The organism is Pseudoalteromonas sp. APC 3691 (assembly GCF_030408135.1).
Lineage (GTDB): Bacteria > Pseudomonadota > Gammaproteobacteria > Enterobacterales > Alteromonadaceae > Pseudoalteromonas.
Genome location: NZ_JASDCB010000053.1, coordinates 1 through 15,552, shown reverse-complemented (window position 1 = coordinate 15,552; position 15,552 = coordinate 1). Strand labels below are relative to the sequence as shown.

The 15,552-nt window shown below is 39.1% G+C and carries 14 protein-coding genes; 7 read left to right on the top strand and 7 right to left on the bottom strand.

What is annotated here, in order from left to right; genetic code table 11:
• The first annotated feature begins 16 nt into the window (after window positions 1–16).
• Window positions 17–1,087 carry a DUF418 domain-containing protein gene (locus QL998_RS15250; protein ID WP_290193006.1) on the top strand — a complete coding sequence of 357 codons (1,071 nt, stop codon included), beginning with the start codon at window positions 17–19 and terminating at the stop codon, window positions 1,085–1,087.
• Between the two features lie 86 nt (window positions 1,088–1,173).
• The gene (gene rluF, locus QL998_RS15245) at window positions 1,174–2,211 is read left to right on the top strand and encodes a 23S rRNA pseudouridine(2604) synthase RluF (protein ID WP_076924787.1); all 1,038 of its coding nucleotides are present in this window, start codon (window positions 1,174–1,176) and stop codon (window positions 2,209–2,211) included.
• Between the two features lie 190 nt (window positions 2,212–2,401).
• Here rluF and QL998_RS15240 read toward each other — a convergent pair whose 3' ends face one another.
• Window positions 2,402–2,986 carry a hypothetical protein gene (locus tag QL998_RS15240; RefSeq protein WP_290192999.1) on the bottom strand — a complete coding sequence of 195 codons (585 nt, stop codon included), beginning with the start codon at window positions 2,984–2,986 and terminating at the stop codon, window positions 2,402–2,404.
• Window positions 2,987–3,035: 49 nt separating this feature from the next.
• Window positions 3,036–3,290 carry a MetJ regulator of methionine regulon gene (locus QL998_RS15235; RefSeq protein WP_290192998.1) on the bottom strand — a complete coding sequence of 85 codons (255 nt, stop codon included), beginning with the start codon at window positions 3,288–3,290 and terminating at the stop codon, window positions 3,036–3,038.
• Window positions 3,291–3,532: 242 nt separating this feature from the next.
• On the opposite strand from QL998_RS15235, the gene QL998_RS15230 reads away from it, so the two are divergent.
• A complete protein-coding gene (locus QL998_RS15230) occupies window positions 3,533–3,865 on the top strand; it encodes a PBPRA1643 family SWIM/SEC-C metal-binding motif protein (protein ID WP_010552992.1) in 333 nt (110 codons plus the stop codon).
• 374 nt (window positions 3,866–4,239) lie between these two features.
• Here the strand turns inward: QL998_RS15230 and QL998_RS15225 are convergent, their stop codons facing one another.
• Complete coding sequence (locus QL998_RS15225; protein WP_290192997.1) at window positions 4,240–7,308, bottom strand: efflux RND transporter permease subunit; 3,069 nt, start codon at window positions 7,306–7,308, stop codon at window positions 4,240–4,242.
• 2 nt (window positions 7,309–7,310) lie between these two features.
• The gene (locus QL998_RS15220) at window positions 7,311–8,393 is read right to left on the bottom strand and encodes an efflux RND transporter periplasmic adaptor subunit (protein WP_165742609.1); all 1,083 of its coding nucleotides are present in this window, start codon (window positions 8,391–8,393) and stop codon (window positions 7,311–7,313) included.
• Window positions 8,394–8,515: 122 nt separating this feature from the next.
• On the opposite strand from QL998_RS15220, the gene QL998_RS15215 reads away from it, so the two are divergent.
• Window positions 8,516–9,412 carry a LysR family transcriptional regulator gene (locus QL998_RS15215; RefSeq protein WP_076924743.1) on the top strand — a complete coding sequence of 299 codons (897 nt, stop codon included), beginning with the start codon at window positions 8,516–8,518 and terminating at the stop codon, window positions 9,410–9,412.
• Window positions 9,402–9,713, top strand: a complete 312-nt coding sequence (locus QL998_RS15210; protein ID WP_096794573.1) for an MGMT family protein — start codon at window positions 9,402–9,404, stop codon at window positions 9,711–9,713. Before QL998_RS15215 ends, QL998_RS15210 begins: the two co-directional genes overlap by 11 nt.
• A 99-nt stretch (window positions 9,714–9,812) precedes the next feature.
• Here the strand turns inward: QL998_RS15210 and QL998_RS15205 are convergent, their stop codons facing one another.
• Together QL998_RS15205 and QL998_RS15200 are read right to left on the bottom strand one after the other, a co-directional pair.
• A complete protein-coding gene (locus tag QL998_RS15205) occupies window positions 9,813–10,169 on the bottom strand; it encodes a hypothetical protein (RefSeq protein ID WP_290192996.1) in 357 nt (118 codons plus the stop codon).
• A gap of 247 nt (window positions 10,170–10,416) precedes the next feature.
• A complete protein-coding gene (locus tag QL998_RS15200) occupies window positions 10,417–11,046 on the bottom strand; it encodes a hemolysin III family protein (protein ID WP_076924733.1) in 630 nt (209 codons plus the stop codon).
• A 185-nt stretch (window positions 11,047–11,231) separates the two neighbouring features.
• Here QL998_RS15200 and QL998_RS15195 point away from each other — a divergent pair, with 185 nt between their 5' ends.
• Together QL998_RS15195 and QL998_RS15190 are read left to right on the top strand one after the other, a co-directional pair.
• Window positions 11,232–11,594 (top strand): hypothetical protein, encoded by a 363-nt coding sequence (locus tag QL998_RS15195; RefSeq protein ID WP_290192995.1) that lies wholly within the window; start codon window positions 11,232–11,234, stop codon window positions 11,592–11,594.
• A gap of 386 nt (window positions 11,595–11,980) precedes the next feature.
• Complete coding sequence (locus QL998_RS15190) at window positions 11,981–13,459, top strand: cellulase family glycosylhydrolase (RefSeq protein WP_290192994.1); 1,479 nt, start codon at window positions 11,981–11,983, stop codon at window positions 13,457–13,459.
• A 64-nt stretch (window positions 13,460–13,523) separates the two neighbouring features.
• Here the strand turns inward: QL998_RS15190 and QL998_RS15185 are convergent, their stop codons facing one another.
• A complete protein-coding gene (locus tag QL998_RS15185) occupies window positions 13,524–15,215 on the bottom strand; it encodes an alkaline phosphatase D family protein (RefSeq protein WP_290192993.1) in 1,692 nt (563 codons plus the stop codon).
• Window positions 15,216–15,552: the final 337 nt, after the last annotated feature.

Sequence of the window (15,552 nt, the reverse complement as noted above, 5' to 3'; positions counted from 1 at the left end):
AATGCGCAATTATAATATGGACTTTATTCGCGGCGTTGCCGTGCTTGGCCTAGTTTACATGAATGCTTACGCCTTCGGCCTTTTTGACTACGGATATACCTCCTTAACTAATCCTCCTGTTAGCGACTCAATTATTCATACCTTTAGCAGCGTTTTTGTAGACGGGCGTTTTAGAACGCTGTTTAGTTTGCTTTTTGGTGCCGGGCTTTACATTCAGTGGCAACGTTATAAGTCTGAATTGCAGTTAAAAAGCAGACTTTATTGGTTAATCCTCTTTGGGTTAGCACATGGTTTTTTACTTTGGGCAGGTGATATTTTATTTGTTTACGGTGTATCTGGCTGGTTTGTTATTAAATATTTAGAGAGTGATAACAGCGTACTTTTAAAAAGAGGACTTGAGTTTATTTTATTATCGGGGGTAGCTACTTTTCTTATAGTATCTAGCGTACCCGATGAAGTGATTTACCGCGATTCAGCACAGTTTATAGATTTATATAACCCACACTATATTGATTACTTTATTAGTAACCTCGCTATGAACACATTGATGCTTGTTATGGTGCCAATAATGACAATGTGGATGTGCGTGGGTCTTATGCTCATTGGCATTTATTTATATAAACAAGACGTTTTTAGTAAAGGCTTAACGTTTCAGCAATTAATAGTGTGCAGTGTAATGACCCTTGTTTTTTGTGGAATCAGGCTTTATGCATCACAGCTTGATGGCAGCTTAGGGTATGGGGTGCAAGAGTTTGTAAATATGTTTGCGGCCCTAGGTATGGCTACGCTGTATGTTCATTTAATTGTTAAATTTTGCAATAACAGCGCACACGTTGGCACACTAATTCAACAAGCAGGGCGCTTAGCATTTACTTTATATATTAGCCAAACTCTCATGCAATTATTGTTATATAAAGTGCTATTTACGCATTGGGTGCTCAGTTTTGATCGTATTGACTATTGGTTAGTTGCATCGGCATTAGTTGCGCTGCAGCTCATATTTACCTTTTTATACAGCCGCTATTTTAATCAAGGCCCGCTTGAATGTGTATGGCGTAAATTAACGAAAGCAAAAATTAATGCTTAAACACCTATAAATAGTAAATTAGGGGCGAAAAAATAGTGCGGGTGGTTTACACTACTCGCCTTAAAAATTACTACGCTATAAGTGCCATGACCGAATTAAAACGTTTAAATAAATTTATTAGTGAAACAGGATTTTGTTCACGCCGCGAAGCCGATAAATATATTGAGCAAGGTCGTGTCAGCGTTAATGGCTACTCACCAGAAATGGGCGTAAAAGTAGCCGCTACCGATGTTGTATTAATTGATGGTAAGCCTCTTAAAGCCACGCCAAAGCGCGTTTACATTGCCTACAATAAACCCGTTGGCATAACGTGTACTACCGAAAGTAAAATTCAAAGTAATATTATACGAGCAGTTAACTATCCAACGCGCATATTCCCAATAGGGCGCTTAGATAGACCGTCTGAAGGGCTTATATTTTTAACTAACGAAGGCGACATCGTTAATAAAATTTTGCGTGCTGGCAATAATCACGAAAAAGAATACGTTGTTACGGTAGATAAACCGCTTAATCGTCAGTTTGTTACAAAAATGGCTAATGGTGTGCCTATTTTAGATACCGTCACTAAAGAATGTAAAGTAACGCAAAGCGGCCCCAAAGAATTTAAAATAGTACTTACCCAAGGCTTAAACCGTCAAATACGCCGCATGTGTGAATACTTAGGCTACGAAGTTGTAACCTTAAAGCGTACGCGCATAATGAACGTAACACTTAAAGGTTTAAAAGTAGGGCAGTGGCGTCATCTATCAGATATTGAAATGGCGCAAATAAACGATTCGATTTCTGACTCAGGTAAAACCCAAGAGCACTCGCTTGATGCTAATAAGCAATCAGAAAATAATGCACCTTTAGCACCTAAAAAACGTGATTTTCAGGGCGAAAACCCACGACGCTTTAATAATGGTGATCGAAATAGTGAGCGTAGTAATGAGCGAAACACAAATCGTAACTCTGAGCGTAGCAATGCTAACGGAGAGCGCAAAAATGAGCGAACTAATACTCCTTATCAAAAGCGTTCTACCACGTATGTGGGTAAGCCAAAAAGCATTAAAGAAAACAAATCGTCTAATGCTAAATCAGACTCAAAACCAAGCTCAGGCCGTATTCTCAGCCTAAAAAAATAGTGTGCAGCTAAATGATGGTATTATACCAATCTGCTTAATTAATTGAGCTATTTTGAGGTAAGAAAACCGTGTCGATAACAAGGCAAAAATTTCGTTATTTAGTTGTTCTATATCAGAAATTTTTAACACAGTTAGCGTCAGGTTTAAGCCCTCAAATTGATCAAGTATTATTGCGGATTGGTATTTATCACTACCACTGTATTTCTTGTACTATATTACCCAGTGGGCTTTTAACGCCCACTAAATTTATATTGTTATTTTGCAAGCTCACCAACTTACTCTTATCTAAATACCATCTAAAACTGTGTTTCCTGTAGCTTTTTAAGTCAAGCACAGTCAGTTTTGAGCAACTGTATTCATAATCAGTTGGGCAAGTGCCTACTTCAAGTAATTGATATTCTTGCTGCCATATATTGTCGCTGTATTTATTGGCAAGTAACTTTGCTGAAATACATACCGACGTCCACAACCATAAGTAAATTAAAATAGGCAAAAACAGTGGTATAAATGCGCTGCGGAACTTCCCATGCACATCAATATAATCTTTGACCGTATGTTTAAATTCAAAGTTACTATTATACTTTTTATATAAGTGCCTAAATAAAACTATCGACAGCACTATCGTCATTATAGGAAATAACGTAAACGTTAAAGTGTCATACATACCATTGGAGATAAAAGCGGGATCGGCTTGTTCATCCCATGCAAGTAAAGCAAGTGGGGGAGCAGTTGCTAAAAATAGCAGAGCGCTATTGAATAGTTGTTTAAAGGTCACAGGTTATCCGCTTATAAAGTGTTGCTTTGTATGAAGCCTCAATTAGCTCTTAAGTGCTAAAACCGATGTAAAATAAGAGTATACCTAAATAAATTGCAATCGCCGATAATGCGTTTTTAGAGCGCAGGCGTTTAGCTATATCGCGTGTACCATCAACCATGCCGGAAACTACCAGCAATAAGCCTCCTGTAAATCGGTAGTTGTTTAAGTTTACATTACCATTATCATCAGTTATAAAGCGTAAATAACCAAAAAGTATAAAAAGGCTGCCCGCTATTAGTACTGCAATTTTAAAGTTTTCCAAGGCTTTTCCATAATATTGAGTTAGATATTAAAACGCCACTGAGTCTAGCTAGTATAATTTTACTATATTTCGAATTCAAATTTAGCCTAAATCCATTAAATGGCCTCATTATGTCGCTATATTAGGCGTATATACACGAAAGCTTGATTTATATTGTGCATTAGCAAGTACACCTTAGTTATATGTTGGGTAAGCTGTTAAGATGCGCCGTCTTAATAATGTAGAAAGGTTATAGAAGTAACATGTCAAAATTTTTCTTTATGGGTAAGCCCGACATAATGGGTAAAAATAACAGTAATGGATTTGCGCCAAATCGTACCGCAAAGGTAGGCACAGAGTTACACCCGTTAACGCTAATTGTAAACTCAGCTGAACGACAATCAGAAATAGAAGCCATACTAGAAGAGCATTCGCTGTTTGCTTCAATTGAAGTTAAAGCAGACGTACCAGAAGATATTCGCGAACTAGACTTTGCGCTTAGTAAATCCACACCACAAGTATTTGATAAAGTACCAGAGCGTAACGCACCTTGTGTATGTGGTAGTGGCAAAAAATATAAAAAGTGTTGCGGTTAGGGCCTGTTTATCTTTCGAGGTTAAATTTGCAGCAGTGTGTTTGGTATTTAGGCAAGGCAGAGCCTATGTAGTGTGGTTATTCCCCATGAATAGGCGATAACGTGGAATAAATGCCAAACATGCGCTGCCCGAAGGGTTCTGCCTAGGGGCTATTTACTCTTTGTTGCTCGGTTTTTACTTAGCCCTAGGTTACAAACCTCACGCCGCGATTAAATAGCCCCTAGGTTGAACAAATTTTAATCCTGAAAGGTCAACAGGCCCTAGTTTCTTAACAACTAAATATGTAGCCTTTCTTTTTTTATCGGTATTAAATAAAAATGCCACAGGATTTTGAACCTGTGGCATTTTTTAATGTTAACCAATTATATGTTTAACTACTTACGAGGCTCGTAATCAATTCTAAATATCACGGTGTACAGTACCGGCACTACAATTAGAGTCAAAATTGTAGCAAAGCCCAAACCAAACATAATTGTTACCGCCATTGACTGGAAGAACACGTCAAATAACAGCGGGATCATACCCAAAATAGTAGTTATAGCTGCCATTGCAACTGGTCGTACACGGCTCACACCAGAGTCAAACACGGCTTCATAGGGCGATTTACCTTCCCTTAATTCAAGGTTTATTTGATCAACTAATACAATACCGTTTTTAATTAGCATACCGCTTAAGCTTAACAAACCAAGTAGCCCCATAAAGCTAAACGGCGCATTCATCGCTAATAAGCCTGCACTTACACCAATTATAGCAAGTGGCACTGTTGCCCATATAATTAGTGGTTGTTTAAGCGAGTTAAAAAGTAATACGGTAACTGCAAACATAGCTAAATAACCCAGTGGTAATGAGCCAAATATTGCTTTTTGAGCATCGCTTGATGACTCATATTCGCCGCCCCATTCAAGTTGGTAACCACGTGGTAGTTCCATGTTCTCTATTGAGCCGCGAATACGTGCAAATAATTTAGCGGGTGTTTCGTCCCCTAATACATTGTGATCGGCCATTACTGTAATAGTTCGTTTGCGATCGCGGCGCATTATTAGGCTGTCTTCCCACTGCACATCAAATTCGTCTACAACTTGAGTCACTGGTATAAATACACCAAGAACTGGGCTGTATATTTGAAGGTCGTGTACGCTTTCTACGTTTAAGCGCTCGTTAGCAGGAGAGCGAGCAATAATAGGCAGCAACTGCGTGCCATCGCGATATACGCCCACTTGTTTACCCGATAAGCTCGTTAGCAACACATTATCTAAGTCTGATTTACTAATACCTAATCGACGTGCTTTTTGCTCGTTAAACTGCGGGCGAATCATTTTGGTACGTGCGCGCCAGTCATCACGAATATTATATGCACCTTCGTCTTCACCAATCAGCTCTTCGGCTTTAGCGGCTAGTTGTCTTAAAACAACAGGATCAGGGCCCGAAAAACGCGCTTCTATTTTTGCATCAGTAGAAGGGCCAATTTCCATCGGTTTAATTTTAAGCTGTGCAGAGAGTGCATGATTGCTTGAGTAATCACGCACTGTTTGCATTACAGTTGCTACGGCTTCTCTGTCGGCAACACGAATAATTAATTGCCCATACGCGGGATATGATTTTTCAGGCGCGTAGGTAAGCATAAAGCGCGGTGCACCTTGGCCTGTAGTACTTGTTACTTCTTCAACAAGGTCTTCTTTTTGCAAAAACTCTTCAAGTTTTTTAACGCCCTCAAGGGTTGAGCGAATATCAGAGCCTTGCTCTTGCCAATAATCTACATAAAACATAGGTGTATTAGAGGCAGGAAAAAACGACTGTTTTACAGAGCCAAAACCAACAACCGCAGTACACAGTAAAACAACCATTAATATAAGCGTGGTTTTTCTAAAGTGCAGCGCTAAATCTAAAATCGCTTTGTAACCGTTAAAAATAAAACCTTTGTATGGGTCTTCATCTTCTTGGCCTTCTTCGTTTTTAAACTCGTTTTCTTTGAACATTAAATTGGCAAAAAATGGCGTTAGCGTAATGGCTGTTATCCAACTTAATAAAAGCGAAATAAACAACACCCAAAACAAACTGCCGGCAAATTCACCACTGGCATCAGAGCTTAAACCAATTGGCGCAAAGGCAGTGACTGCAATGACTGTTGCACCTAGTAAGGGCCATTTTGTTTGCTCAACAATATTAACCGCCGCTTTGAGCTTTGTTTGCCCACGTTTAAGGTTTATTAGTATCCCTTCGGTTACAACTATTGCGTTATCAACCAGCATCCCTAGGGCAATAATAAGTGCTCCAAGCGATATGCGTTGCAAGTCGATGGCAAACAACTTCATAAATATAAACGTACCCAGTACAGTAAGCAGTAAAATACCACCAATTAAAATACCGCTTTTTAAACCCATAAATAACAGCAGTACTACAAGAACAATCGCAATAGCTTCAAGTAAGCTGATAATAAAACCATCAACCGATTTTTGAACCTCTTGTGGTTGGTTGTATACCGAATTTATGTCAATACCATGAGGGCGTTGATACTCAAGTGAAGCTAAGTGATCGTCAATGTGTTTACCCACATCAACTACGTTAACTCCCGACATAAACGACACGCCAATAAGCAAAGCTTGCTGAGAATTATAACGAATAACATTGTTAGGTACTTCTGCGTACTCTCTGTAAACCTTTGCTACGTCGCCTAAATAAATAAGCTCACTTGCACCAGGTTTTGAAATTAATAGCGTTTCGAGCTCTTTTACATCTTTAAATTCGCCAGTAGGGTGCAAGCGAATTGACTCATCGCCCACGCGAATTTTACCCGCATTAGAAACCGTATTTTGCGATTGCAGTAACTGAAATATATGACTGGGTGCAATGCCTAATTGAGCTAATTTACGCGTTGAGACTTCCACCATTACTTGCGGTTGTTGCTCACCTGCAACCGTTACTTTACTTACGCCTTTAACCAAGACTAGCTCGCGTTTTAAAAAATCGACGTAATCTTTAAGCTCATCATACGAGTAGCCATCACCGGTTACCGAATACATAACACCGTAAACATCGGCAAAGTCATCCAAAATAGTACTAGGATAAACACCACTGGGTAACGACGGAGAAAGGTCGTTAATTTTACGACGCATTTCATCCCAAATTTGGCGAAGCTGCTCTTTACGATAATTGCTTTTCATTTCTACTGAAATTTGTGATTTACCGTTAGATGAAATAGACGTAACGTAATCAACATAAGGGAGTTGCTGAATCGCGTTTTCAATCGGAAAAGTAACTTCTTCTTCAACTTGCTGCGGCGAAGCGCCAGGGTACATGGTGATAACCATGGCTTTTTTAAGCGTAAACTCAGGGTCTTCTAGTTGCCCTAAATCAAAATACGATACACTACCGCCAATTAATAGCAGCAGCGTAAACATCCAACTGATTACTTTTTTCTCTATGGAGAGTTGTGCAAAGCTCATAATTATAAGCCTCGCTCTTTATTCCATGCTCTTACTTTCATGCCTTCTTTTAGTGAATGTACACCGGCTGAAACTACAATTTGGCCTTCTTCAATACCACTTAACACTTCAATACCATCGCGGTGCAACTGGCCAACCTTCACAGCTTGTTTGTGCACTTGGCTAGTTTTTGAATCAAAAAGCCATACGTAGGCGTTATCTTCAATTGATTCTTGCGGCTCAGAAAACACCGACTCGATAGGTAGTATTGTGTAGGCAACTTGCGAGCGCGTTACTTTACTTAAATCAATAAGCACGCTACCCGTCATACCTGCGAGTAAATTAAAGTCCTCAGGTACTGGTAGCGAAAATACAACCTTATAAGTAAGTGTTGCAGGATCTGCTTGGGTATCCCACTCTTTAATATCAAGTATGTATTCTTTGTCGTCAAAGCCATCAAACTTTACAGTAGGGTGGTAATCGGTGCCTTTTTTAAAACGAGCGACTATTTTTTCAGGAACCTGAATTTCTACGTCCATTAAATCGCGTGTTTCTAAGCGTAATATATTTTGCTTTGCTTGAATATTTTCAAAGTTTTTAACAAACACCTTAGCGACAGTGCCTGAAAATGGCGCGCGTAGCTCGCTGTACTCAAGGTTTGTTTGTGCAATTTTAAATGCAGACTCAGCAATTTGCATATTAGCAGTGGCTTCATCTAATTCTGATTGGCTGGTGATTTTTTTCTCAAACAATTGCTCAATTCGGCCAAGTTGTGATTTTGCCAATTCAAAGCGTGCTTTACGTTCGTCAAACTGTAACTGAAAATCTTCTGGGTCTAGTTTTGCTAATAAATCACCTTTTTCAACGTGTTCACCAGCAAGCACAGGAAACTTAACAAGTTCGCCGTTTACCCTGAAGGCTAGGTAAGAGCCTTGGTTTGCAACAACTTCAGCAGGAAAACTACGAATGTTAATTTGCGTATCATGACCTATGTTGAATAATTTAACAGGGCGAATAGGCTCTTCTTTAACTTGTTGTTCTGGCTCAGAACAGGCTATTAAGCTAAGTAAGGTCGTTGTTAATAAACATAGACGAAAGAGTTTCATGTCTTCTCCGTTGCAATGATGGCAAAATAATTAAGTGCAGCATACGCTGCAAACATATAAAATAAAAATCATTAAATTTTAGAAACTCAATAAGTTTTACTTATAATGTTGCAGAGCGGTATATGAAGCTGAATCAATTAATAATTTTAGATGCCATAGTGCAAAGCGCAAGCTTAAGCGGAGCAGCACTAAAGCTACATAAAACGCAGCCCGCGCTTACTCTCGCCATTAAAAATTTAGAAGCTAAAATAGGATTTGAGTTACTAGACAGAAGTAAATACCGATTACAGCTCACTGAAAAAGGGCGTATTTTTCACCGCGAAGCGAAGCAGCTCCTGCATGCCAACGACGAGCTGGCACAACTTGCTGAAGAATTAGCATTAGGCAATGAGCCTCAATTTAGAATTTGTTACGAACAACTGTGCCATATGCAAAGTTACAATGAGATCATAAGTAATACTTTTAGGTTGTTTACTAGTACCGAATTTAGCTTAACAAGCGGAAAACGCTTTATTTCATTAGAGCAAGTAAACAGTGGGCAAGCCGAATTAGGCATTGGCCCGTGGTTTGACTTATTTCATGCAACAGGCGATTTAGAAAGTGTACCAATTGGCAAGCTTGCTATTGGCATTGTGAGCGCTAAGGGCGTACTTCCTCAAAAACTTACCTATAGCGAACTGCAAACGTATCCGTGTTTAGCCATGTTTGAAAGTGACTTGAGTATCGACAGCGACAGGCTATCGTACTCAAAAGGCTCCGCCATGATGAAAATTGATGATGTATCAACTTTAAAATCGTTTTTACTCTCAGGCGCGGGTTGGGCAATGATGAGCCTAGAGCACTGCGACTCTGAAATAAAAGCTGGCTTACTTCAAGAAATACACATAACTGACCGAGAGCATAAGTTTAGCGCGCAAATTAGAGCCTTTAGGCAACATGCAATGCACCACGGCCCTGTAGCGCGTACTATTTGGGAGCAATTTAAAGTACTTAGTGAGGCGTATTTAAATGAACGCTGATATTGATAAAGAAACACTTATTTATACTGTTATCGCAGGCATACCAATAGGTAAAGTGGCAAGCTACGGGCAAGTTGCAGCTCTTGCGGGCTATCCGCAAAACTCACGATTGGTGGGGCGCTTATTAAAAATGATGCCAAACGACTCGGTTATACCTTGGCACAGGGTAGTGAATAGCCAAGGTAAAATATCATTCCCTGAAGGTAGCGAAAAATACCAAGAACAGCGCGAAAAGCTATTATCAGAAGGCGTATTGTTTAAAAACGACAAAGTGAATATGCGCGAGTGCCGATGGGAGTGATGTGACTATTGTGGGCAGGTAAGTGCCATTTCCGGACGTTCGTAACACCGTTTTAAGCGGCGCTGCCCGCTCTTGGCAGTGTCCGCTTCAAAATTCTTGTTAGTTGGCATTTGCGCGCCCCCCCACGAAAGCTATTAAAGTACCAGAAAGTACGCCTGACAAAATCGCCGCAATCTGCCATTCTATTTCGCCTGAAAATAGCATTGGAAGACTACATAAAACTCCAGCGACAACAAAATTACGCCTTCGATAAAACCTAAACTTGCACATTACAATTAAAGCAGTTCCACCTACCACTACAAAGTATATAGCTATAAAAGTACCAGTTAAGAGAAATAAGGGCATTAATTCAAGAACATCTGAAATAGAAAACTCTATTCCGTCCCACTTAAATGCAGCCGAATGAATTACGGTCGCCACTAGCCAACTAAGTAAAATCGAAAGAAATAATCTCAACGCTGACACCTAACAACTTTATCAGAGGACACTTTCCCTTTTTTAGCGCGAAAACGTCCTTATTTTATGAGTTTGTATTAATAGCAAAAAGCATAAGTTATTGCTAGCTATATATATTCTGCTTTATGTAACTTATATAAATATGTAAAAAGAGGAAAGTGTCCTCTTATTCTTACTAAGTTAAAAACGACTCACCTGATCGACCGCTTATCGCTCAAACCAGACCATTCTAATTGGCTTTACCTGCCTAATAAACATAATTACTAATTGAAATATAATGGCAAACACACCCAGCAATAACAAATAAGTGCCAGATAGCGTGGCTAAATTGGGTGCTTTTAGCGCTGTAAAATAATGTACCTAAACTATAAAAAATACCGCCGGCAAGTAGCCAGTAAAGTGCTTTTACATCAACACTTGAATAAAGCGGATATACAATAGCCAGTGCGAACCAACCCATGAGCAAGTAGGTGGCGAGTGATATTTTTTTATTACCGTTTTTTACAAATACTTTGTACGCAACGCCCGCCAGTGCCACCGCCCAAATAAATGTAAGTGTTGCCCATGACCAAGCACCGGTTAATGAGATTAATAAAAAGGGAGTGTAGGTGCCGGCAATTAATAAGTATATGGCGCAGTGATCGCACTTTTTATAAAAGGCTCTTAAGCGCGGTTGAATACTGGCGTGGTACAAAGTGGATGACAAAAACAGCACAAATAGGCTGCTGCCATAAATTGCAGTACTAATATATGCTTTAGTGCTGGTGGCTTGGCTAAATAAATCCCACATTACAAATACGGCAAATATAATACCGAGTGCATGGCTGATTACGTTTAATTTCTCTTCTTTACGGGAATAAGGCGCTTCTAACGACATAACTGTTCCTACCACTATTGGAATTAATTTCAGTGTACAACTGTACGCTGAAAGTTTCAATCTTAGCTGTGAGTAATTCTAAATAACTTTATTTGATACGCTACTTTAGCTTTTACTTGATTTTAAAGAGAATTAATTCACTATATTGGTGTCTAGTGTAATACATATTACGAGCTGAAATAACCATGAAACAAGATCTAAAAGCTGCTTTACTTACCGCCATTGTTTATCCTGGAGCGGGGCATTTCTCTTTAAAAAAACACCTAATAGGCGCTATTTTTGCGGGTGTATCTACTGTTTTTTTAATTTTAACCTTTCAAGATATATTTGCGATTGCACAGTGTACTGCAAATGAAATTGTACACGGTAAAATCCCCATGTCGGTTACGGCCATTTTAAAAGCCGCGCAACAACCTTCCGACGCCTGCGCTAAACTCGCTGAATATAAGTATGTACCTTTAATGATTATAATTTGGGTGCTGAGCATGATTGATGCATACCGTTTGGGCAGAAAAGTACTTCCCACAAAAAATAAGCCAATTAATTAGAGCTAGGTTTGGTTGGCTTATTAATTGCCTCCCTAATATTTATTCCTGATATTTAGCTATTATTAATGGCGGTAATAATTATTATTACCGCCTTTTCATTTTTATATATATTTTTTGTAACCGAGATTTTTTGCCTGCATCATGTAAACATCGTGTAAATGCCTGTATATACCCAGTAAAATCCTCAAACCTCGTTAAATTGCTCATTTGTTGATATTTAGTTAATTAAACTCCTTCTCCTTGTACCTTTTTATTCATTTAATGTTAATAAATAAATGATGCTTTCTGCTCGCCAAATTAACTTTGTTTAGCTATTAAGTATTGGTTTGGTGTCAATTTATTACGTCAAGCAATGACGACTGATAATTTCAATTTAAGGAAATACGATGAATAACAGTTCAAATAATCACAAAAGAAAGGATTTTAAAGTGGCGAGCTTATCGTTAGCTTTATTATTAGGATGCTCAACAATGGCCAATGCCGCTGTTGAGAAGTTAACGGTGAGTGGGAACCAAATTCTTGCGGGTGGAGAAAACACAAGCTTTGCAGGATCTAGCCTATTTTGGAGTAATACGGGGTGGGGCGCTGAAAAATTTTACACCGCAGAAACAGTAGCACAGGCAAAAACTGAATTTAATGCAACATTAATTCGTGCAGCTATTGGCCATGGTACGAGTACCGGTGGTAGTTTGAACTTTGATTGGGAGGGCAATATGAGCCGTCTTGATACTGTTGTAAACGCAGCTATTAGCGAAGATATGTACGTTATTATTGATTTTCATAGCCATGAAGCACATACCGATCAAGCAACTGCAATTCGCTTTTTTGAAGACGTAGCGACCAAATATGGGCAGTACGACAATGTTATTTATGAAATTTATAATGAGCCGTTACAAATCTCGTGGGTTAACGATATTAAGCCTTACGCAGAAACAGTTATTGATAAAATAAGAGCAATCGACCCTGATAACTTAATTGTGGTTGGTACGCCTACGTGGTCACAAGATGTGGATGTGGCATCACAAAATCCGATAGATCGCGCCAATATTGCTTACACTCTGCATTTTTATGCTGGCACGCATAGCCAATCGTATCGAAATAAAGCACAAACTGCACTCGATAACGGTATTGCACTATTCGCCACAGAGTGGGGGACAGTTAATGCTGATGGTAATGGTGGTGTTAATATTAATGAAACCGATGCATGGATGGCATTTTTTAAAACAAACAATATTAGCCACGCTAACTGGGCTTTAAACGATAAAAACGAAGGTGCATCGTTATTTACTCCAGGCGGTAGTTGGAATTCACTAACTGCGTCAGGCACTAAAGTTAAAGAGATCATTCAAGGTTGGGGTGGTAGTACGGTTGCTTTAGACTCTGATGGCGATGGTATAAGTGATAGTAACGATCAGTGCGATAACACTCCAGCAGGTACAACGGTTGATAGTATTGGTTGTGCAGTAATTGACAGCGATGGTGATGGTATTAGCGATAGTGTTGATCAATGCCCTAATACACCTGCAGGTGAAACTGTTAATAATGTAGGTTGTGTTGTTGAAGTAGTTGAACCACAAAGCGATGTGGATAACGATGGTGTGAATGATGATATTGATCAGTGCCCAGATACACCCACTGGTACAAGTGTTGATACAAATGGATGCAGTGTTGTGAGTTCAACCGATTGTAATGGTATTAATACATACCCTAATTGGGTGAACAAAGATTACTCAGGTGGTCCGTTTACTCACAATAACACCGACGATAAAATGCAATATCAGGGTAATGCATACAGCGCAAATTGGTATACAAACAGTCTTCCAGGAAGTGATGCTTCGTGGACGTTTCTTTATAGTTGTAATTAAGCGCGTTTAATAAAATAAACGAGAAGGTAAATAATGTGTTTACCTTCTCTTTTTATACAAAATGTTAGCCTTTATAAACACTTTGATGCTGGTTAACTATGTTATAGCTTGGGGAGTTTATGTTATCTATATAACGCCAATCGGTTGTAATTTGCTCTTTAGTAATCGTCAGTAACATATATCCACGGTGTGATAAGTCACAATAGTTTAAGTCGTTTATTAGCAATGAAAGCGAGTCTGCCATTTGCTTTGCTTGTGCTGTATTAAGCGCTAAATAATGCTCCATACCCGGGGATGTAACACCTGGTGTTGCAAACTCTACTCCTACGCTTTCGCCTTTTGCATTTTTTAATGTGCCATGCCACGCATTGTGCGTATCACCTGCAACCACGACTAACTTTTTATTTAATGCGGTAACGCTTTTGTATAATGCTTCGCGCTCGCTGGGGTAACCATCCCACGCATCTAAATTGTAAGGCATTAAAGTATTTACGCGTGCAAGTTGCGCGGGTGTTACCGCTTTATTTGCTAACACGGCTTTTTTAATGGCAACAAGCTCTTTTAATACCTGGGGTATTTTGGTGCGATCGGATTGCGAGAATATTTCAGTAGGTAGCCACATTTTAGTCATCAATACTTGCTGGCCTAATATTTGCCACTTTGCATTTGATTTAGTTATTGCACTCGTAAGCCAGTTAAGTTGTGTGTTACCTAGTAACTGCCTTTTTGGATTATTTAAATCACTGGCAAAGCGAGCAACATCCATTTGATTGGTCTCTAGGTTTTTATAGTCGCTGTAAGCGAGTTGTTTATCGCGTGCTATTACGCGAGTATCTAGCATGTGTAAGCTTATTAAATTACCAAAATCGAAGGTACGGTATATTTGCGGGCTTTGCTCGCCCATGGGTGGTCTAATTGGCAGCCATTCGTAATACGCTTGAATAGCTGCTGCGCGGCGCTTAAAAAAGTCACCTTCATCAGGGGTATGATTTTCAGCACCACTTTTAAAGGTATCGTTGGTAACTTCGTGATCATCCCATATTGCGATAAATGGCGCTGCAGCGTGAAGTGCTTGAAGGCCTTGGTCTGTTCTGTAAATAGCATAACGCTTGCGATAGTCGCTAAGGGTAATAATTTCACCGCTGTTATCGGCTGCTAATTGGCGGCCAATTTTTTCAGCATTTTCGGTAGCGTATCCGCCCATTGGGTATTCGTAAATATAATCTCCCAAATGTAGCACTACACCTAAATCTTTTTGCTTAGCGGCATCTGTGTAGACATTAAAGTACCCAGCAGGGTAGTTTGAGCACGACACCACAGCCATTTTTATTTGTTCAACATTATTTATTGGTAGTGTTTTAGCCCGGCCAATAGGGCTTTGTGTATTCAACCCCATAAAACGATAAAAGTACTCTGTGTTTGGAGCTAGTTCTTGTACGTCTATTTTTATTGTAAAGTCGCGGCTTTTATCTGTTTGTTCGCGCCCGCTGCGAATGATGTTTTTAAATTGAGAATCACTTGCCAGTTCCCAGGCAACAGTAACTTCAAAATTTGATTGAGCAGTGGTTGCGCGTGTCCAAATAATTAAAGCATGGCTAAGCGGATCGCCACTCGCTACTCCGTGTTTAAATTCAATAGCCGATAGAGGTTTGTTTATTAATGTTTGAGCACAACCTGTAATAGCGCTCGATACTGCGACGGTAAATATACTTGCTGCTGAGGTTTTTAAAAAATTTCGACGTGATGAAAGAGTCATACTGCACTTTTTTAATTATTAATAGTGGTCCGCACTTTAACGATTAGATATGACGTTTTTATAAACGCTAAATGTATTTAGTGTGACGATATTAATACACTTAAACCTCTTTTATTTATTAACTAAAAAGTAGTCAAAAAATTAAATTTAATGGTTAAATTAACAAGAGATGAATTTTTTAAATTAAAGCTATTTGTATAAAGTTCTTTACACGGCAAGATCATTATAAATTGAACTTATAGAGCAAGTAGTGATCAGATCAAGGCATAATAATTACTTGGTCGCATAAATATGAGCACTACTTTTCTGAAACATTTTAATTCAATTACAGATCCTC

Coding starts and splice junctions, on each gene's coding strand:
- QL998_RS15250 (WP_290193006.1), top strand. CDS start 17: ATGGACTTTATTCGCGGCGTTGCCGTGCTTGGCCTAGTTTACATGAAT.
- rluF (WP_076924787.1), top strand. CDS start 1,174: ATGACCGAATTAAAACGTTTAAATAAATTTATTAGTGAAACAGGATTT.
- QL998_RS15230 (WP_010552992.1), top strand. CDS start 3,533: ATGTCAAAATTTTTCTTTATGGGTAAGCCCGACATAATGGGTAAAAAT.
- QL998_RS15225 (WP_290192997.1), bottom strand. CDS start 7,308: ATGAGCTTTGCACAACTCTCCATAGAGAAAAAAGTAATCAGTTGGATG.
- QL998_RS15220 (WP_165742609.1), bottom strand. CDS start 8,393: ATGAAACTCTTTCGTCTATGTTTATTAACAACGACCTTACTTAGCTTA.
- QL998_RS15215 (WP_076924743.1), top strand. CDS start 8,516: ATGAAGCTGAATCAATTAATAATTTTAGATGCCATAGTGCAAAGCGCA.
- QL998_RS15210 (WP_096794573.1), top strand. CDS start 9,402: ATGAACGCTGATATTGATAAAGAAACACTTATTTATACTGTTATCGCA.
- QL998_RS15200 (WP_076924733.1), bottom strand. CDS start 11,046: ATGTCGTTAGAAGCGCCTTATTCCCGTAAAGAAGAGAAATTAAACGTA.
- QL998_RS15195 (WP_290192995.1), top strand. CDS start 11,232: ATGAAACAAGATCTAAAAGCTGCTTTACTTACCGCCATTGTTTATCCT.
- QL998_RS15190 (WP_290192994.1), top strand. CDS start 11,981: ATGAATAACAGTTCAAATAATCACAAAAGAAAGGATTTTAAAGTGGCG.
- QL998_RS15185 (WP_290192993.1), bottom strand. CDS start 15,215: ATGACTCTTTCATCACGTCGAAATTTTTTAAAAACCTCAGCAGCAAGT.